Below are 17,606 nucleotides of genomic sequence, written 5' to 3' on the forward strand. Positions count from 1 at the left end.
CAACCCGAAGGGCTCCGGCGCCTTGATACGGATCGAATCAGTCACCAAGCGCTATCCGGACGGCACGGTGGCTGTCGACCGGCTCTCCCTGGAGATACCCGACCGCTCCATCACCGTCCTCGTCGGACCCTCGGGCTGCGGCAAGACCACCACCCTGCGGATGATCAACAGGATGGTCGAACCCAGTGAGGGAACCATCCTCCTCGACGGCGAGGACATCCAGCGCCGGCCCGTCACCACCCTGCGCCGCTCCATGGGTTACGTCATCCAGAACGCCGGCCTCTTCCAGCACCGCACGATCCTCGACAACATCGCCACCGTGCCCCGCGTGCTCGGCTGGGGCAAGCAGAAGGCCCGGGCCAGGGCGGCCGAGCTGATGGAACGCGTGGGCCTCGACACCGCCCTCGCCAAGCGGTACCCGTACCAGCTGTCCGGCGGCCAGCAGCAGCGCGTCGGCGTGGCCCGGGCGCTCGCCGCCGACCCGCCCGTGCTGCTCATGGACGAGCCGTTCTCCGCGGTCGACCCGGTGGTGCGCAAGGGACTCCAGGACGAACTGCTGCGCATCCAGGCCGAGTTGGGCAAGACCATCGTCTTCGTCACCCACGACATCGACGAGGCGATCAAACTCGGCACGATGGTCGCCGTGATGCGCGAGGGCGGTCACCTCGCCCAGTACGCACCCCCGGCCGAGCTGCTGTCCGACCCCGCCGACGCCTTCGTCGAGGACTTCCTCGGGGCCGACCGAGGCATCCGGCGGCTGTCGTTCTTCCCCGCCGCCGAACTCCCGCTGACGACCGGCCCGGTGCTCCCGGCCGACGCCACCGCCGAGCAGCTCGCCGCCCCCGACGAGCCCTGGCTCCTGATCACCGACGCCGACGGCCGTCCCCTCGGCTGGGGCGAGCGGCGCAGCCTGACGGCCGGTGACATCAGGACCGACCGGCTCGTCCCGCACGGACGGCCCTTCGTCCCCGGCAGCGACTCCCTGCGGACCGCCCTCGACAGCGCCGTGCTCTCCCCGGCCGGCCACGCCGTGGCCGTCGACGACACCGGCCGCGTGATCGGCGTGGTCTCGCAGGCGACCATCGGCGAGGCGATCCGCAGCGCCCACGCCGGCGGTCACGCCGACGAGGCCAAGGTCGCCTCGTGAACGGCTTCTTCGACATCCCGAGCGACCTCCAGCACAGCTACCAGGGCCTGATCGGACTGCACCTGCGCGAGGCCCTGCTGCCCGTCCTGGCCGGCCTGCTGCTCGCCCTGCCGCTCGCCCAGCTCTGCGTCCGGTTCCGCTGGCTCTACCCGCCCGTGCTCGGCGCCACCACCATCCTCTACGCCGTCCCGTCGCTCGCCTTCTTCGTGGTCCTCATCGACTACACCGGCCAGACCGAACTGACCGTGATGATCCCGCTGGCCGTGTACAGCCTGGTGGTACTCGTCCCGGCCATCGTCGACGGCGTGCGGTCCGTGCCGCAGGAGACCCTGGCCGCGGCCACCGCCATGGGCTTCGGGCCCGTACGCCGCTACCTCCAGGTGCAGTTGCCGATCGCCGTGCCCGCCATCATCGCCGGGCTCAGGGTCGCCACCGTCTCCAGCATCTCCCTGGTCAGCGTCGGCACCCTCATCGGCAACCAGGGCGCCCTCGGCAACCTGCTCGCCGACGCGCAGAAGTACGACCGGCCCGAGCTGGCCGTGAACTCCGTGATCACGACGGCCGTCCTGGCCATCCTGTGCGACGCCCTGCTGGTGCTGCTCCGCGTCGCGCTGACCCCGTGGATGCCCAAGAGCACCCGAACGCGCCCGAAGACCGGCGTGCGGCAGCGACGCCCCGCCCCCCAGGACGTGACCCGGTGAACGTACTGAACTTCGTCAACGCCTTCTTCAGCGACAGCGCCCACTGGCACGGTTACGACGGCATTCCGCAGCGCCTGCTCGAACACATCCAGTACTCCGCCCTGGCGCTGGCCCTCGCCGCCGCGATCGGCCTGCCCGTCGGCCTGCTCACCGGGCACACCGGGCGGGGCGGCAACGCTCTGGCGTTCATCGCCACCGCGGCCCGCGCGCTGCCCAGTTTCGGCCTGCTCGTGCTGATCGTCATCATGATGGGCTTCGGGCTGCTGCCCGTGATGATTCCCCTGGTCATCCTCGCCGTGCCGCCGATCCTGGTGACCACCTACGAGGCCGTCCGCACCGTCGACCCGTCCCCCGTGGACGCCGCCCGCGGCATGGGCATGCACGAGTCGCGGATCCTCTTCCAGGTCGAACTGCCGGTCGCGCTGCCGCTGATCCTGAGCGGACTGCGCTCGGCGGCCATCCAGATCGTCTCGACGGCCACCATCGCCGCCTACGTCAGCCTGGGCGGCCTCGGCCGGTACATCGTCGACGGGCTCTACCAGCGCAACTACGAGAAGGTGGTCGGCGGCGCCACCCTCGTGGCCGTCCTGGCACTGGTCACGCTGGCGTTGTTCTGGGCGGTGGGCCGCCTGGCGGTGTCACCGGGGGTGCGCCGGCGCTGACGTCCTGGCGACGTCTGTAGGAAACCGTGACCAGGCGTCCCTTGACTGATCGTGAAGCCGCTGGATTGGATCGGTGGATGACTTCTACCGCGAAGAGCAGCCGGTCCAGGACGAGGCACACCGGCGCGGCGGCCGCCGCGCTCACCGCCGCTGCGGCGCTGCTCGCGGGCTGTTCGTCCGGCGGCACCTCCGACGACCCCCTGGCGGGGGAGAAGGCGGAGGCGGGCACCGTCGTCGTCGGCTCGAACAACTTCGCCGAGAGCACCCTGCTCGCCGACATCTACGGCGAGGCGCTCAAGGCCAAGGGCATCAAGGTCGCCTACAAGCACAACATCGGCAGCCGCGAGACGACGTACGGCCTGATGAAGAACGGCACCGTCACCGTGCTGCCCGAGTACAACGGCTCGCTGCTCGCCTACCTGGACCCCAAGGCCCGGCAGAAGTCCGCGGAGGCGGTGAACGAGGCCGTCAAGGCCAAGCTCGACAAGAAGCTGACGCTGCTGGAGTCCTCGCCCGCCGAGGACAAGGACTCGGTGACCGTCAACGCCGCGACCGCCGAGAAGTACAAGCTCACCTCCTCGTCCACCCTCGCGGACCTCAAGGAGGCCGCCCCGGACCTGGTGATCGGCGGTTCGCCCGAGTTCCAGACCCGGCACCAGGGCCTGGAGGGCCTGAAGTCCGTGTACGGCCTGGAGTTCAAGTCCTTCAAGGCGCTCGACGCGGGCGGCCCGCTGACCCAGGCGGCGCTCACCAGGAACACCGTCCAGGCCGCCGACATCTTCACCACGGACCCCACCATCGTGAAGGAGAAGTTCGTCGTCCTGAAGGACCCGGAGAACCTCTTCGGGTTCGCGAACGTGACCCCGCTGGTCCACAAGGACGGCCTCTCCCAGAAGGGCGTCGACGCGCTCGACGCGGTCTCCGCCAAGCTGGACACCAAGACGCTCCTGGAGCTGGACGCGCAGGTGCAGCTGGAGAAGAAGGACCCGCTGGACGTGGCGACGGCGTGGCTGAAGTCGGCGGGCCTCAACTGACGGTCTGAAGACTGACGGCCTGACGGAGACGGTCACGGGCCCGGGTCCGGGCCCGGGCCACGCGACAGCCCGGGCCGGTCCCACCGGCGGCCGGCCCCTACGCCCCTACGCCTGCACCGCGGAGGCGATCAGCTGGTCGATCAGGGCGATCAGCACGTCCCGGCACGACTCCCGGTCCCGCGCGTCGCACAGCAGTACCCGCACGTGCTCCGGCACCGCGAGCGCCTCCCGGATGTCCTCGGGCGGGTACGGGTGTTCGCCGTGGAAGCCGTTGACGCCGACGACGAACGGTATGCCCCGGCGCTCGAAGAAGTCGATCGCGGCGAAGCTGCACTCGGGTCTGCGCACGTCGACCAGGACCACGGCACCGAGCGCGCCGAGCGCCAGGTCGTTCCACATGAACCAGAACCGCTGCTGCCCCGGTGTGCCGAACAGGTACAGCACCAGTTCCCGGCTGATGGTGATCCGGCCGAAGTCCAGGGCCACGGTGGTGGCCCGCTTCTCCTCGATGCCGTCGAGGTCGTCGACGTCCAGACCGGCGATGGTCAGGGGTTCCTCGGTGCGCAACGGGACGATCTCGCTGACCGACCCGACCAGGGTGGTCTTGCCGACGCCGAAGCCCCCGGCGATGAGGATCTTGACCGTGTCGGGTGCCGAAGACGCGTCAGGGGCAAGGTCAGAGCCGGCCAAGGCCGTCCCTCACTTTCTGCAGCAGGTCCAGGTCCGGGGTGGTACGGGAGACGAGGCGCGGCGGGCGGACGGTGATCCGGCCCGCCTCCAGCAGGTCGCACAGCAGGATGACGACCACACTCACCGGCAGGTCGAGCCGGGCGGCCAGCTCCGCCACGGCGACCGGCTCGGCGCACAGCCGGAGGATCCGGGTCTGCTCGGGCTGGCACCGGGCCGCCGTGGCGGGCTGCGGATCGACCGCCGTGACCGTCGAGATGAGCGTGAAGTCGGCGCGGCTGGGGCGGGTCCGGCCCCCGGTCAGAGCGAACAGCCGGACGAGCCGGCCCGCCGAATCACCTACGGTCACCTCACACGCCGGGATCGACGACGAGCCCGGCCATGCCCCGCGGTGCCGCGCTGAGGTGCTCGCCGATCTTCTTCACCAGCATGTTCATCTGGTACGCCACCACCCCGACGTCCGCACCCGGCCCGGTCAGCACGACCAGATGCGCACCGGGACCGGCGGAGGTCAGGATCAGATAGCTGTTGGCCATCTCGATGAGGGCCTGGCGCACCGGACCGCCTCGGAAGTCCATGCTGACGCCCTTGCTGAGGCTCATCAGCCCGGAGGCGGTCGCCGCGAGCCGCTCGGCGTCGTCCCGCAGGAACCCGGTGGACTTGCTGACCACCAGGCCGTCCTCGGAGAGCACCACGGCCTGGTTCACGTCGGCGACCCGCTCCACGAGTCCGGTCAGCAGCTGGTCGAGCTGGGTGTGCGTGGCGGGAATGGGGCGTGTCATTGCGGTGTCCTTCGTCAGCGGTCGGCGGGCGGAGTCGAGGGGACGGGACCGGCGGCCTGCCGGGGTACCGCGGCCGCCTTCTCGTCGAGGGGCGGCTCGGCGTCGTCGTCACGGGCCCGGAGCGTGCCGCGCTGGAAACCGGCCAGCGAGGAGGCGGCGGCCTCGGCGGTGAAGTCGTCGAGGGAGCCGTCGTCACCGGCGGGCGCGGACTCCTCGCGCAACTCCTCCACCAGGCTGGTCTGCGGCACCCTGCGAGGGAGTGGCGTGAGCCCGTCCCGCCGGGGGACGGTCTCACGGGCGGCGGAGGGGGCGGCGGAGGCGGTGCGGGCCGTGACCAGAGGCCGGGGCTCGGGATCGGGCGCGGCGCCGTGTTCCGCTCCCCGGGGCGCCTCACTCCGCTCGACGTCCGTCGAACCTCGTCCGTCCACCGCCGCCTTCTCGCCCTGCGGGGCGGCGCCGTCCTTCACACCGTCGCCGGGAGCCTCCCGCACCACGATCTCGTGCGGTATCAGCACGATCGCCGTGGTCCCGCCGTACGGTGACGAGCGCAGGGTGACGGCGATGCCGTGCCGGTGGGCCAGCTGGGCGATCACGAACATGCCGAGGCGCAGGTCGTCGGCGAGCGCCACCACGTCGAACTGCGGCGGCACCGCCAGCTGTTCGTTGAAGGACGTGTAGTCCTCCTCCGACATGCCGAGGCCGCGGTCCTCCACCTCGACGGCCAGGCCCTTGGCCACCATCCCCGCACGCACCGTCACGGGGCTCGGGGCGGGGGAGTACGCGGTCGCGTTGTCGATGAGCTCGGCCAGCAGATGGATGACGTCGGCCACCGCGGGCGGCGCGACGAACACCTCCTCGTCGGTGAGCACCTCCACCCGCTGGTACTGGGCGACCTCCCCGACCGCGCTGCGCAGGATGTCCATCAGCGCGACCGGCTCGGCCCAGCTGCGGCCGGGCCGTTCACCGCTGACGATGACGAGGTTCTCCTCGTAGCGGCGCAACTGGCTGGCCGTGGAATCCAGTTCGTACAGGCCCTTGAGGATGTCGGGGTCGGTGTGCTCGCGCTCCAGCGTGTCGAGCTTGCTCAGCTGGAGGTTGACCAGGTTCTGGCTCTGCCGCGCGATGCCCAGAATGATCTTCTGGAACCCGCGCCGGGTGTCGGCGAGTTCGACCGCGGTGTGCACGGCCGTGCGCTGGGCGGTGTTGAACGCCCGGGCCACCTGGCCGAGTTCGTCGTGGCCGTAGTCCAGCTCGGTCGTCGCCGACTCCGGGTCGACCGTCTCGCCCCGCTCCAGCCGCGCCACCACGTCGGGCAGCCGCTCCTGCGCGAGGCTGACGGCGGCCCGGCGCAGGCCGCGCAGCCGCCGGGACAGCGAGCGGGTGATCCGCCACGACATGCCGACGCACACCAGCAGAGCGAGCAGTCCGCCGGCGCTCAGCAGCGCCGCCTTGAGCAGCAGGGCGTCCGATTTGTCGGCACTGCGCTGCAACAGCCCCGCCGTCTGCTGCTGGATGAGGCCCTCGTACTGCTCGGACAACGTGTCCATGGCGCGGGACCACCGCTGTTGCGCGTCCGGCAGGGCGATCCGGTCGGAGGCGGCGCCCGCGTTGCGCGACGCCAGCACCTGGTCCTCGACGGCCTGCAGTGTCTGCCAGTCCCGGCTCGCCAGGATCCGCTCGGTCTGCGCCTTGGCGCTGCCCGTCAGCTGTGGCAGGACCTGGTCCTTGACCAGCCAGCGCCGGGTGTTCACCAGCTCCGTGAACTGCGTCCACGTCTCGTCGTCCAGATGCCCGGTGGGCCAGGCCAGGGTCAGCTGCGCGTCCTCCCGGGAGACCAGCTCCGCCGCGTGCTCCAGACCGACCAGGGGGCCCGCCTGCGAGGTGAGGTCGCCGTCGTCGACCTGGGACAGCTCCTGGAAGGCGTGGATCTGGTCGTCGATGATCGAGGAGTACTGGTCCAGCGCCTGCTGCGGGGTGATGTCGGTCGGGTCGTCCACCTGGTCCCGGTAGTACTCCAGGCTGCCCACCGAGCCCAGCACCGAGTACAGCCGGTCGGATATGCGGGAGGGCGCCTTCTCGATCGCGTCCGCCTGCCCCACCAGCTTGGCGACCGCCTTGTCGGTCTCCTCGCGCTGTGCGTCGAGGGCGGCCCTGGAGCCCGTCGGCGAGGCCATCCAGGCGGCCGACAGCTGACGCTCCCGCTGCAGCGCGAGCGTCGCGTCGGTGCCCATGGCGCCGGTCGACCGGCTGAGCTCCGTCTGGTCGCGCAGCCTGAGTCCCTCCGAGAACATCTGGATCGTCGTGACGCCCCACATGGTGGCGAGGGTGACGCTGGGCACCAGGGCCAGGAGCACCAGGGAGAGGCGTATGGAACCGAGGCGGCGCCGGGCACCTGTCCGTCGAGGCATCGTCGTCCTAGGGCGTTCAGCGGGGAGTGAGGAACGGGGAGGCGGAGCGGTCGGGGGGGAGTGGGGTACGGGCGCGGGGGTGGTGCCGTCCCGGGCACGGCACATGGGATGTGCTGGATGTTATCCGTACAAGTGGGTGTGCGGGCCCGGCCTGACCGAATCTTTGGCGACTCCGTCACAGGATGTGCCCGGTCACCGGGTCCCGGCGGCCGCGAACCGTGCCACGGTGGCCACGTTCGACCTCGTCACGAAGGCGGGGCCGGTCAGCACCGGGGCCGTCCCGCCACCGCTGACGTTGCCGTTGGTCCGGTACAGCCACAGGGCGTCCACCGCGAGGTAGCCCTGCAGATACGGCTGCTGGTCCACGGCGAACTGCACCTCGCCGTCCTTGACCGCCCTGACCAGGTCCTTGTTCAAGTCGAAGGTGGCGACCTCGGCCCGGCTTCCGGACTGCCGCACCGCCTTGACCGCGCTCAGCGCGGCCTGGGCGCTGTTGGTGACGACCTCGTCGATGCTCGAGTCCTGCCGCAGCCGGGAGGCGATCGTGGCGGTCACCGCGTCCAGATCGGTGCCGTCCACGTACAGGTTGTCGGTGTCGCCCCGGAAGGTCTTGCGCACACCCGCGCAGCGGGCCTCCAGCGCGACGTTGCCCCGCTCGTGCACCACGCACAGGGCGTGCTCGGCCTTGAGGCCGTCCAGCTTGTCGCCTACGGCCCGGCCCGCGACGGACTCGTCCTGGCCGAAGTACTGCAGGAGCCCGGTCGGCCGCCAGGCGTCGATGCCGGAGTTGAGCCCGACGACGGGGATGCCTGCCGCCTTGGCCTGGGCGACCGGGCCGCGCATGGCCGCCGGCTTGGCCAGCGTCACCGCGATGCCGTCGGCCTCGGCGCGCACCGCGTCCCGCACCAGATCGGCCTGCGCGGCCGGGTCCGCGTCGCTGGCGTAGGTCAGGTCGATGCCGTCCTTGGCGGCCGCCGCCTCGGCGCCCCTGCGCACCAGGTCCCAGAAGGCGTCGCCCTTGCCGCCGTGTGTCACCAGGGTGACCTTCATCCCGTCGCCGGCTCCGGCCGCCGCGTCCTGCTCGTCGCCGGCCCCGCCGAGGACGGAGCAGCCGGACACCAGCAGACACAGGGCGGACGCCAGGGCGGCGGCACGCGTGCGTCTCACGGAAGTGTGTGGCGGGGGAGGAAGGTTCATGAGGGGCGGACCTCGCTGTGCGGCCGAGCAAGAGCAGGGTGAGAGTGCGTGCGGCCGCCGAGTGTGCAGCGGCCTGATGACTCTCGCTGGCCCGGAGCCAACCGTGTGTGACCACTGGTCGTCAAGTGAGCGGCCACATGCCGTGAGTTGATGCTGCCGCATCGTGATGATCTGTCCGACCCGTCGAACAGCGGCATTCCGGTTACGGCTTGTGCGCCACCGCCCCGTACATCGCGATGTCCTCGTCGCGGATGCTCCCACCTCCGCTTTCCATACCGTCCGTGCGGTTCGGACGCCACTTGTGGACCTGGACCACGCCCGGTTCCACGAGGTCGAGACCCTCGAAGAACTGCGCCGCCTCCGCATGGGTGCGCAGCCTCATCGGCATGCCCCGGGCCGCGTACTCCCGGGCGACCCGGCCGACTTCGTCCGGGGCGAAGTCGGCGGTGCCGACCGACATCGCCAGACAGCTGCCGGACGGCAGCGGTTCGAGGAGCCGGCGGACGATACCGACGGCGTCGTGCTCGTCGAGCATGAAGTGCACGATCGCGATCACCGTCAGCGCGACCGGCTCCGACAGGTCGAGCGTCTCCCGGAACCCCTGGGCGTCGAGGATGGCCGCCGGATCGCGCATGTCCGCCTCCACGTACGCCGTCCTGCCCTCCGGCGTGCCGGACAGCAGCCCCCGCGACAGGGCGAGGACGAGCGGGTCGTTGTCGACGTAGACGACCCGCGCCCCGGGGGCCGCCTCCTGGGCGATCTCGTGCAGGTTGGGGGAGGTCGGGATGCCGGTGCCGATGTCGAGGAACTGGCGGATCCCCGCCTCCCGGGCCAGATGGCGCACGGCCCGGTGCATGAAGTCGCGGTTGGCCCGCATGTGGACGGGCAGGGCCGGCCACTCGCGGCACATGGCGTCGCCCGCCTCCCGGTCGGCCGGGTAGTGGTCGTCGCCGCCGAGGATGTAGTCGTAGATCCGCGCGGAGTGCGCGCTCCCGGTGTCGACGCGGTGCTCCGTCATCTGGCCTCCCGGTGCTCAACTGTTCTGCAGAAGGCAGCAGTTGGCCGCCGCACGTGATTCCACCACTCCTGGCCCCGCGAGGGAAGGAACCGCTTGCTCCGGTGGTCCTGGGGCCCGTCGCGAGCGCGGCGTCGCGCGGACGGGCACGTTCGCAGAGCGTGCTAGGACTGCCGCGCCGGCGTCGGGGGCAGGTTCTCGGCTGCCCGGGCCTGCTTCCGGCGCCGTCTGCGGCTGACACGGGGTTCCTGGTCCGGGAGCCAGCCGAAGGCGAGGCAGCTGCCGGTCACGCCCAGGAGCAGGCCGACGAAGAAGCCGCCCAGGTTGGAGGTCATCCAGGTGCCCAGGGAGACCAGGACGCCGATGACCGAGTAGAACAGGCGCTGGGTGGGGTTGAAGAGGATCAGCACGCCGCACAGCAGCATCACGACCGGGAGCAGGTAGCCGGCCAGGCCCTGCATGCCGACGTGCAGGATGACGTCCAGCGACGCCTTCAGGGTGAGCAGGACCTCCGCCCCGCCCAGGGCGAGCAGCAGCCCGCCCCAGAACGGGCGGCCGGCCCGCCACTGCCTGAAGGCGGGCCGGACTCCCTCGCGCGGGCCGCGCGGCATCAGCAACCCGATCCGCTGAAGCCCAGCTTCAGGCCAGGCAGCTTGAACACACCGGCTGTGGTGGCGTAGTTGGTCTGCCGCAGGTTGGCGATGTGCACGGTGTCGGACTGCTGGCTGAACACGCCGATCGGCCCACGGCCCTTCGGGCCGGCCTTGTTCAGGGTGCTGGCGTCGTTGCCGATCTCGATGTTGGTGAAGGCGGCGTCGCCGGTCAGCTCGGTCGAGTCGGTCGTCAGATCGCTGGCGCGCACCTTCTGCGAGCCCTCACCCGCCCTGATGACCAGGTTGGTGCCGCCCAGGTCCACGCTCTGGCAGAGCTTGGTGAGCGTAGCGTTCTTGATCACGGACGTGACGACCAGCACCTGGCCGCCGGTCTCACCCGCGTTGGGGCTGCCCTCGGCCATCTCGTCCAGGCCGCCGAACTGTGCGAAGCCGGTGCCGTCCAGTTCGGTCGCGGTGACCGTGAAGGGCATGCCGGAGATGGCGAACTGCACGCCCAGGGCCCCTTCGGCGGTGAGGACCGCCAGGCCCGCGGCGACCAGGGTGGCCGGCACCGCCATCACCGCGGCCCGGCGCGCCCGGACCCGCCCGCGTCGTGCGGGGGCGTCACTGACGTCCGGGGCGGCGGCGCCGTCCGGTCTTTCGGGGGTGTGCTCGGCGGAGGAGGTCATGTCTGCTCCAGGTGCATGTCGGTGCGGATCGGACTTCGGTGGCAGGTTGCCCTGGCGCGGACACCGACCGCGTGCGCACGTCTCCCGCAACTCCCGGCGGGTTGCAAGGGCTTTCTCGTTACGCCGCAGTAGCCGTCGAGGAAGTTACCGGGGGTTACATGAAGGGTCAAGGGAAGTGTGAACAAAGAGTGGTGATTGTGCGTCGCGGGTGAGTCACCGGTTTCCCGAAAGGCTCACCGTACGCACAACTCCCTTGCAAAGCCTTGACGTTGACGGAGGGGCGGGTCTACAACTCTCCTCGTCCCACCGGATCCGTGGCGCCGGATCCGCAACGCGGCACGTCCGTGTGTCCCGGACCCGCTCGTCCCGTCAGGGCATCTCGTCGCCCGGTGCGTCCGCACGGGCTTTCCCTCGCCCGAGTCCCCCCCCCGCCACGGCACGGCCGCTTCCTCCGGAGCCGTGTCACCAGCCACCCCCCGCCCGGCCCGGCCGGAGGTCCCTTCCCGTGTGAACCTCCGGCCGGTGGCCGGCCTGCCGTTGCCGGCCCGTCACGTACGGAGAAGGCGTGACGGGCAGGCAACGGCGGACGCCCGGCCCACCCCCACCGCTCACCCCCCCCCGCTATGGAAAGAGGTACACCCGCATGCGTACGCGCACCCTCCTCACCCTCACCGCCGCCGTCGCCGCCCTGGGCCTCGCCGCCCCCGCCTCCGCGGCCGACACCCCCGTTCTGACCACCGCCGACGGAGCGGCCGTCGCGGTCGGCGACGTCCTCGACGCGTCCCTGGCCGACGGCACCGCCGCCACCTTCTACTCCAGCGCGACCGGCACCAGCGGCATCTCCTGCACCAAGTCGGCGTTCTCCGCCGCCGTCACCGACAACCCGGCCGCCCCCGGCACCGCCACCGAGTCCCTGACCTCGCACAGCTTCGACACCAGTGGCTGCACCGCCAACGTCATCGGGGTGCTCGGCGTCAGCGGCATCACCGTCGACAACCTGCCCTACACCACCAGCGTGTCCTCCGACGGCACCGTCTCCGTGACTCCGGCCGAGGGCTCCGCCGTCCAGTCCACGGTCAAGCTCCGCACCCTGCTCGGCACCATCACCTGCGTCTACCGGACCCCCGGCCTGACCGGCACGGCGAGCAATGCCGACAACAGCATCTCCTTCACCAACCAGCACTTCACCAAGGTGTCCGGCTCGTCACTGTGCTTCAGCAACGCCTACTTCACCGCCAAGTACGCCCCGGTGACCAAGGGGGGCGCGGCCGTCGTCGTCAACTAGGGGCGGTCGACGGTAGTTCAGCGTCGCCGTAGCCGTACGGCCAGGGCGGCGCCGCCGGCGAGCAGCAGCACCGCCGCGGCGCCGCCCGCCAGCAGGGGCGCGGACGGGCCGGAGGACGGGCCGGACGTGGTGGCCAGTGGCGTGTGGTCGTCCTGGGGCCGCGGGCCGGAGGAGTCGACGGCGGGGCTCGCCACCGGCTCCTTCTTCTCCGGCGCCCTCTCCTGTTCGGACTTCCTCTGCTCCGGCTCCGCCGTCTTCCGCTCCGTGCTCGCCTCCTCCTTCCGCGGCTCCTTCTCCGTCTTCTTCTCCGTCTCCGGGAACACCACGTCCGAGCACGAGTAGTAGGTGTCCGGCGTGCTGCTGTTCTGCCAGACCGTGTACAGCACATGCCGCCCGGCCCGGTCGGACGGGACAGTCGCCTCGATGCGGTACGCGCCGTCCGTCAGGGCCGGGTCCCTCACCTCGGCGAACGGTTTCGAGGGCAGGTCGGACCAGGACAGCGGCCCGGCCGGGTCGTAGCCGGGCTTCGTCAGATACATCCGGAACGTGCCGGTGTGCGGGATCGTCGAGACGTACCGCATCGTCAGCGTCGCGCCGGGCGTCATCCGGGTCGACGGCCAGTCGGCGCGGGCGAGGTCGAGGCCCCGGTAGGCGGGCAGGCCACCGCTGCACAGCTTCCCGTCCGGGATCACCGCGCGGTCCCGGCCGTTCACGTTCGCCACCCGCAGGTTGTCCCACGCCGTGAAGGGTGTGCCGTTCGCGGCGACGGCCGCACGGCACGCCGCCGTGCCCGCCCGGTCACCGCCCTGTGGGGAACAGGCCACCACCCGGCTCATCGGGTCCGTCGGCGCCCCGTGCGCGCGGGCGGGTCCCGCCGTCCCGAGCGGCAGCAGCAGCGGGGTCACCAGGACCGCGGCGAGTGCGGTGCGGTGTGCGGTCGTACGAGGCATCCGTCTGCTTCTCCTCGGCCCGGGCGGCGACGTTCGGTGTGCAGTACGGGAAATCGACCCGACGCGTTCATCGCGTCACGACCCGCTGCAAAGCGCCCATTGGCCGCCCAACTGCCCGCTGTCGCCTGCCATAGAGGGTGGGGTGGCGAAGGGAACGAGGGTTTCCCCTGTATCCCGATGACCTTCCCTTTGCCTATCGTTCGAACACAGCTGACCCACAGGTAACCCCGAACGGTCCGCTTCCGCCACACGCCTGGCCGGCCATCGCGTCGCTCTTCGCTTTTCGAACCACCCCCCTCCGCTTCGAGGACGAAGCGACCCCACCGCCGCTCCGCCCAGCCCGGAGTCCGGCCACGAAAGGCAACGACTGTGCGTATCTCCCCAGAGCTCAGACGGAAGCTGATATCCGTCGCCGTCGTCTCCACCGCCCTGCTGACCGCAGCCCCCGCCTCGGTCGCCGTCGCCCAGGAGCCGGCCCCCCGCCCCGCCGCCGTCCCCGCCGCGCAGACCGAGGCCGCCCCCGGTGTCCAGGCCGAGCGCCTCATCGTCGGCTACAAGTCCGGCGCGAGCGAGGCCAAGTCCGACAAGGCGGCGGTCGCCGACGCCGAGTCCAAGGCCGAGAAGACCGGCGAGGAGATCGACTTCCAGCGCCGCCTCGGCACCGGCGCCGCCCTCGTCGAGCTGGGCAGCGACCCCACCCGTGCCTCCGTCGCCGACGTCGTCGCCCAGTACCAGGCCGACCCGCAGGTCGCCTACGTCGTCCCGGACCGTCTGAACAAGCCGACGGCCGTCACCCCGAACGACACCGACTACGGCAAGCAGTGGGACCTGTTCGAGTCCACCGCGGGCATGAACGTCCCCGGCGCCTGGGACACCACCACCGGCAGCGGCGTGACCGTCGCCGTCATCGACACCGGTTACGTCGCCCACTCGGACCTGGCCGCGAACATCGTCGGCGGCTACGACTTCATCTCCGACACCGCCGTCTCCGTCGACGGCAACGGCCGTGACAGCAACCCGGCCGACCCGGGCGACTGGTACAACGCCAACGAGTGCGGCCCGGGCATCCCGGCCTCCACCTCCTCCTGGCACGGCACCCACGTGGCCGGCACCATCGCCGCCGCCACCAACAACGGCAAGGGCGTCGCCGGTATCGCCCACGGTGCGAAGATCTCCCCGGTCCGCGTCCTCGGCAAGTGCGGCGGCTACGACTCCGACATCGTCGACGCCATCACCTGGGCGTCCGGCGGCAGCGTCTCGGGCGTGCCCGCCAACACCAACGTCGCCAAGGTCATCAACATGAGCCTCGGCGGGGGCGGCGCCTGCTCCAGCGCGACCCAGAGCGCCATCAACGGCGCCGTGAACCGCGGCACCTCGGTCGTCGTCGCGGCCGGCAACGAGAACCAGAACGTCTCCAACGCCTCCCCGGCGAACTGCAACAACGTCATCACCGTCGCCGCGACCAACCGCGCCGGCAGCCGTGCCTCGTACTCCAACTACGGCTCCCTCGTCGACATCGCCGCCCCCGGCGGTGAGACCCGCACCTCGACCGCCAACGGCATCCTCTCCACGCTGAACTCCGGCACCAAGACGCCGTCGAGCGAGAACTACGCCTCCTACCAGGGCACCAGCATGGCCGCCCCGCACGTCGCGGGCCTCGCCGCCCTGATGAAGTCGGCCAACTCCGCCCTCACCCCGGCGCAGATCGAGTCGGCCGTCAAGGCCAACGCCCGCGCCCTGCCGGGCACCTGCTCCGGCGGCTGCGGCGCGGGCCTCGCGGATGCCGCCAAGACGGTCCAGGCCGTCAAGGGCGGTACGCCCACCGGCACCACGTTCTCCAGCACCACCGCCGTCGCCATCAGGGACAACGGCGCCGCGATCGAGTCGCCGATCAGCGTCACCGGCCGCAGCGGCAACGCCTCCTCGGCCCTCCAGGTCGGCGTCGACATCACCCACACCTACCGCGGTGACCTCGTCATCGACCTGGTCGCGCCGGACGGTTCGGCGTACCGCCTGAAGGGCGCCTCCTCGGACTCCGCGGACAACGTGAACACCACCTACACGGTGAACGCCTCCAGCGAGGTGGCCAACGGCACCTGGAAGCTGCGCGTCCAGGACACCGCCGCCCAGGACACGGGCACCCTCAACGGCTGGAAGCTGACCTTCTGATCCTCCTTCGGGAACGCTGAACGAGGCAGGCCACGAACGGGCGGGCCGGCCGGTGCGGATGGGGCACCGGCCGGCCCGCCTTTACGTCCGGCCCCGAATCCCCCACAGTCAGATACCGAACGTGCTGTTTTCTTTCACCAGTTGCGCTTGTTTTGCCGGATGTGCACCCGCACTCCGGCACACTGGTGTGATGAGCGCCGTCTCAGGGTGAGTTATCGTGTACGGGGGGTAAAAACAAACGGCATGACCCGTTCATTTCCGTCCCGGGAGAGTTCAGCCGATGGCGAGGCAGTTGCGAGCCGAGCAGACCCGCTCGACGATCATCACGGCCGCCGCTGACCTGTTCGACCGTCGCGGCTACGAATCGACCAGTCTCAGCGACATCGTGGAGCACGCGCACGTCACCAAGGGCGCCCTGTACTTCCACTTCGCGGCGAAGGAGGATCTCGCCCACGCGATCCTCGAACTCCAGTCGCACACCGCCCGCCGGCTCGCGACGGACACGGACAACCGCGGCCACACCTCCCTGGAGGCGCTGATGCGCCTCACGTTCGGCATCACCCGCATGTCCGTCGAGGACCCGGTCCTGCGGGCCGGGCTGCGGCTCGCCACGGGAGGGATCCGGCCCCGGCCGCCCCTGAGCCACCCCTTCACCGAGTGGCTGGACATCGTCACGGCCCGGCTCGTCGGCGCGGTCAAGGAGTCCGACGTCCATCCGGACGTCGACATCGACGTCGTGGCCCACTCGTTGGTCTGCTTCTTCGTCGGCACTCGCGTCGTGGGCCGCTCCCGCGAGCCGGTCGCCCGCCAGCCCCGCCGGACGGCCGAGATGTGGAACATACTCATCCGCGGCCTGGTCCCGGTGACCCGCCGAGCCCGCTATCTGAGCCTGGCGGCCCGCCTGGAGCGGGAGATCGCACCGGTGTGACCGGGGCGGGCCCGGCGACCGGGCCCGTGCGACGGGCATGCGCATCAGCACGACGTGCACGCCCATCCCCGCGGTGGGCAACGCCCATCCCCGCGACGGGCACGCGCATCCACCGGGCGGGGGCACGCGCATCACCGCGACGCACGTGCGCGTTACCGTGAGGCCCATGCCCGACACCCCCTCCGCACCCCTGCTCCTCGGCAACCAGCCGGGCTCCTTCCCCCACAGCGTGCTGGCCGAGCGGCACCCCGCCATCATCGAGCAGGTCCGCGAGGCCTTCCCGTACGAACCCGGGCAGCACCGCGCCCTCGACGAACTGCTCGCCAACTGCACCGAGGGCGAGATCGAGCCACTCCCCGCCGACGCGCACGACCGGCACCACTGGGAGACCTGGGGGCTGCGCGCATACACCGGCCGCTCCTGGTTCGACGTGCCGTGGCTCTGGTCCGAGAGCTGGTTCTACCGCCGACTGCTCGAAGCCGTCGGGTACTTCGGCCCCGGCCCGTGGCAGGGCATCGACCCCTTCCGCCCCTTCAAGCTCGCCGAACTCGACTCCGCCGAGACCGACGAGGAACTCGCCGCGCTCGACGACCTCGCCGGCCGCCCCGCCGCCGAACAGGAACAGGCCCTGCTGCACGGCTCCCTGTGGGGCAACCGCGCCGACCTCGGCTTCCGCCTCTCCGCCGAGGGAGCGCGGACCGCGGACGCCGCGCCCGGCCTGGTCGCCGACGACAGCGACCGGCTCCGGTCACTGCTGGACGGTGCCGGCGGGGGAACGCTGTGCCTGGTCGCCGACAACGCGGGCCGTGAACTCGTCCCCGACCTCCTCCTCATCGCGCACCTGCTGCGAAGCGGCCGTATCGGACAGGCGGTCCTGCACGTCAAGCCGTATCCCTACTACGTCTCCGACGCCACCACCGCCGACGTCGTGGACGCCCTGCGCCGGCTGACCGGGGCCCGGGGAGCGGCCGCCGCGTACGGGCGGCACCTGTGGTCCGCCCTGGGCGACGGGCGTCTCACCCTGCGCGCCCACCCCTTCTCCAGCGGCCCGCTGCCGTACGCGGAGATGCCCGGCGACCTGCGCGCCGAGTTCGCCCCGGCCGTCCTCACGATCGTCAAGGGCGACCTCAACTACCGCCGTCTGGTGGGCGACCGGCTCTGGGACCCCACCACACCGTTCGCCGACGTCGCCACCTGCTTCCCCGGCCCGGTCGCCGCCCTGCGCACCCTGAAGTCCGACGTGATCACGGGCCTCGACGCGCACACCGAGGCGGCCCTGGTCGCGGCGGAGGACCAGCGCTGGCGCACCAGTGGCACGCACGCGCTGATCCAGCTACGGGACGCCCCCTGATTCACGCG

17 protein-coding genes are annotated in these 17,606 nt (G+C 71.2%); 8 read left to right on the forward strand and 9 right to left on the reverse strand.

What is annotated here, in order from left to right; translation table 11 throughout:
* Nucleotides 1-22: 22 nt before the first annotated feature.
* The 4 genes from ACFY9S_RS18010 (at nt 23) to ACFY9S_RS18025 (ending at nt 3,544) form a co-directional block, all read left to right on the forward strand.
* Nucleotides 23-1,147 (forward strand): ATP-binding cassette domain-containing protein, encoded by a 1,125-nt coding sequence (locus ACFY9S_RS18010; protein ID WP_391129583.1) that lies wholly within the window; start codon nt 23-25, stop codon nt 1,145-1,147.
* Nucleotides 1,144-1,848, forward strand: a complete 705-nt coding sequence (locus ACFY9S_RS18015) for an ABC transporter permease subunit (protein WP_391129185.1) — start codon at nt 1,144-1,146, stop codon at nt 1,846-1,848. Before ACFY9S_RS18010 ends, ACFY9S_RS18015 begins: the two co-directional genes overlap by 4 nt.
* On the forward strand, nt 1,845-2,510 hold the full coding sequence (locus tag ACFY9S_RS18020) for an ABC transporter permease subunit (RefSeq protein ID WP_391129187.1): 666 nt from the start codon (nt 1,845-1,847) through the stop codon (nt 2,508-2,510). Before ACFY9S_RS18015 ends, ACFY9S_RS18020 begins: the two co-directional genes overlap by 4 nt.
* 77 nt (nt 2,511-2,587) lie before the next feature.
* Nucleotides 2,588-3,544 (forward strand): glycine betaine ABC transporter substrate-binding protein, encoded by a 957-nt coding sequence (locus ACFY9S_RS18025; RefSeq protein ID WP_391129190.1) that lies wholly within the window; start codon nt 2,588-2,590, stop codon nt 3,542-3,544.
* 105 nt (nt 3,545-3,649) lie between these two features.
* Here the strand turns inward: ACFY9S_RS18025 and ACFY9S_RS18030 are convergent, their stop codons facing one another.
* The 8 genes from ACFY9S_RS18030 to ACFY9S_RS18065 form a co-directional block, all read right to left on the reverse strand.
* Nucleotides 3,650-4,234: an ATP/GTP-binding protein gene (locus ACFY9S_RS18030; RefSeq protein ID WP_102910922.1), complete on the reverse strand. Its 585-nt coding sequence runs from the start codon at nt 4,232-4,234 to the stop codon at nt 3,650-3,652.
* On the reverse strand, nt 4,221-4,580 hold the full coding sequence (locus ACFY9S_RS18035) for a DUF742 domain-containing protein (RefSeq protein ID WP_391129193.1): 360 nt from the start codon (nt 4,578-4,580) through the stop codon (nt 4,221-4,223). Before ACFY9S_RS18035 ends, ACFY9S_RS18030 begins: the two co-directional genes overlap by 14 nt.
* 1 nt (nt 4,581) lies before the next feature.
* Nucleotides 4,582-5,013 (reverse strand): roadblock/LC7 domain-containing protein, encoded by a 432-nt coding sequence (locus ACFY9S_RS18040; RefSeq protein ID WP_391129196.1) that lies wholly within the window; start codon nt 5,011-5,013, stop codon nt 4,582-4,584.
* A 14-nt stretch (nt 5,014-5,027) separates the two neighbouring features.
* On the reverse strand, nt 5,028-7,421 hold the full coding sequence (locus ACFY9S_RS18045) for a nitrate- and nitrite sensing domain-containing protein (RefSeq protein WP_391129199.1): 2,394 nt from the start codon (nt 7,419-7,421) through the stop codon (nt 5,028-5,030).
* A gap of 192 nt (nt 7,422-7,613) precedes the next feature.
* Nucleotides 7,614-8,618, reverse strand: a complete 1,005-nt coding sequence (locus tag ACFY9S_RS18050; protein ID WP_391129202.1) for a substrate-binding domain-containing protein — start codon at nt 8,616-8,618, stop codon at nt 7,614-7,616.
* A gap of 202 nt (nt 8,619-8,820) precedes the next feature.
* Nucleotides 8,821-9,636, reverse strand: coding sequence for an SAM-dependent methyltransferase (locus ACFY9S_RS18055; protein WP_391129205.1), 816 nt, complete (start codon nt 9,634-9,636; stop codon nt 8,821-8,823).
* 161 nt (nt 9,637-9,797) lie between these two features.
* Complete coding sequence (locus ACFY9S_RS18060; RefSeq protein WP_180989868.1) at nt 9,798-10,244, reverse strand: DUF6114 domain-containing protein; 447 nt, start codon at nt 10,242-10,244, stop codon at nt 9,798-9,800.
* Nucleotides 10,244-10,915, reverse strand: coding sequence for a DUF6230 family protein (locus ACFY9S_RS18065; RefSeq protein WP_391129208.1), 672 nt, complete (start codon nt 10,913-10,915; stop codon nt 10,244-10,246). The genes ACFY9S_RS18060 and ACFY9S_RS18065 overlap by 1 nt, the downstream gene beginning before the upstream one ends.
* Before the next feature lie 643 nt (nt 10,916-11,558).
* On the opposite strand from ACFY9S_RS18065, the gene ACFY9S_RS18070 reads away from it, so the two are divergent.
* Nucleotides 11,559-12,200 (forward strand): Tat pathway signal sequence domain protein, encoded by a 642-nt coding sequence (locus ACFY9S_RS18070; RefSeq protein ID WP_391129210.1) that lies wholly within the window; start codon nt 11,559-11,561, stop codon nt 12,198-12,200.
* Nucleotides 12,201-12,217: 17 nt separating this feature from the next.
* On the opposite strand, the gene ACFY9S_RS18075 is transcribed toward ACFY9S_RS18070, so the two are convergent.
* Entirely contained in the window at nt 12,218-13,150 is a 933-nt protein-coding gene (locus ACFY9S_RS18075) for a lytic polysaccharide monooxygenase (RefSeq protein ID WP_391129213.1), read from the reverse strand.
* 369 nt (nt 13,151-13,519) lie between these two features.
* Here ACFY9S_RS18075 and ACFY9S_RS18080 point away from each other — a divergent pair, with 369 nt between their 5' ends.
* The 3 genes from ACFY9S_RS18080 to ACFY9S_RS18090 all read left to right on the forward strand — a co-directional run bounded on the left by ACFY9S_RS18080 (nt 13,520) and on the right by ACFY9S_RS18090 (nt 17,598).
* Nucleotides 13,520-15,319, forward strand: a complete 1,800-nt coding sequence (locus ACFY9S_RS18080) for a S8 family serine peptidase (RefSeq protein WP_391129215.1) — start codon at nt 13,520-13,522, stop codon at nt 15,317-15,319.
* Nucleotides 15,320-15,599: 280 nt separating this feature from the next.
* On the forward strand, nt 15,600-16,247 hold the full coding sequence (locus tag ACFY9S_RS18085; RefSeq protein ID WP_391129218.1) for a ScbR family autoregulator-binding transcription factor: 648 nt from the start codon (nt 15,600-15,602) through the stop codon (nt 16,245-16,247).
* Between the two features lie 166 nt (nt 16,248-16,413).
* The gene (locus ACFY9S_RS18090; RefSeq protein ID WP_391129221.1) at nt 16,414-17,598 is read left to right on the forward strand and encodes an ARMT1-like domain-containing protein; all 1,185 of its coding nucleotides are present in this window, start codon (nt 16,414-16,416) and stop codon (nt 17,596-17,598) included.
* Nucleotides 17,599-17,606 lie beyond the last annotated feature (8 nt).

The organism is Streptomyces sp. NPDC012474 (assembly GCF_042955185.1).
Lineage (GTDB): Bacteria > Actinomycetota > Actinomycetes > Streptomycetales > Streptomycetaceae > Streptomyces > Streptomyces cahuitamycinicus.

What these genes read in the sequence shown, in the direction of transcription:
- ACFY9S_RS18025 (WP_391129190.1), top strand. Translation starts at nt 2,588, where the DNA reads ATGACTTCTACCGCGAAGAGCAGCCGGTCCAGGACGAGGCACACCGGC.
- ACFY9S_RS18040 (WP_391129196.1), bottom strand. Translation starts at nt 5,013, where the DNA reads ATGACACGCCCCATTCCCGCCACGCACACCCAGCTCGACCAGCTGCTG.
- ACFY9S_RS18045 (WP_391129199.1), bottom strand. Translation starts at nt 7,421, where the DNA reads ATGCCTCGACGGACAGGTGCCCGGCGCCGCCTCGGTTCCATACGCCTC.
- ACFY9S_RS18050 (WP_391129202.1), bottom strand. Translation starts at nt 8,618, where the DNA reads ATGAACCTTCCTCCCCCGCCACACACTTCCGTGAGACGCACGCGTGCC.
- ACFY9S_RS18055 (WP_391129205.1), bottom strand. Translation starts at nt 9,636, where the DNA reads ATGACGGAGCACCGCGTCGACACCGGGAGCGCGCACTCCGCGCGGATC.
- ACFY9S_RS18060 (WP_180989868.1), bottom strand. Translation starts at nt 10,244, where the DNA reads ATGCCGCGCGGCCCGCGCGAGGGAGTCCGGCCCGCCTTCAGGCAGTGG.
- ACFY9S_RS18065 (WP_391129208.1), bottom strand. Translation starts at nt 10,915, where the DNA reads ATGACCTCCTCCGCCGAGCACACCCCCGAAAGACCGGACGGCGCCGCC.
- ACFY9S_RS18070 (WP_391129210.1), top strand. Translation starts at nt 11,559, where the DNA reads ATGCGTACGCGCACCCTCCTCACCCTCACCGCCGCCGTCGCCGCCCTG.
- ACFY9S_RS18075 (WP_391129213.1), bottom strand. Translation starts at nt 13,150, where the DNA reads ATGCCTCGTACGACCGCACACCGCACCGCACTCGCCGCGGTCCTGGTG.
- ACFY9S_RS18085 (WP_391129218.1), top strand. Translation starts at nt 15,600, where the DNA reads ATGGCGAGGCAGTTGCGAGCCGAGCAGACCCGCTCGACGATCATCACG.
- ACFY9S_RS18090 (WP_391129221.1), top strand. Translation starts at nt 16,414, where the DNA reads ATGCCCGACACCCCCTCCGCACCCCTGCTCCTCGGCAACCAGCCGGGC.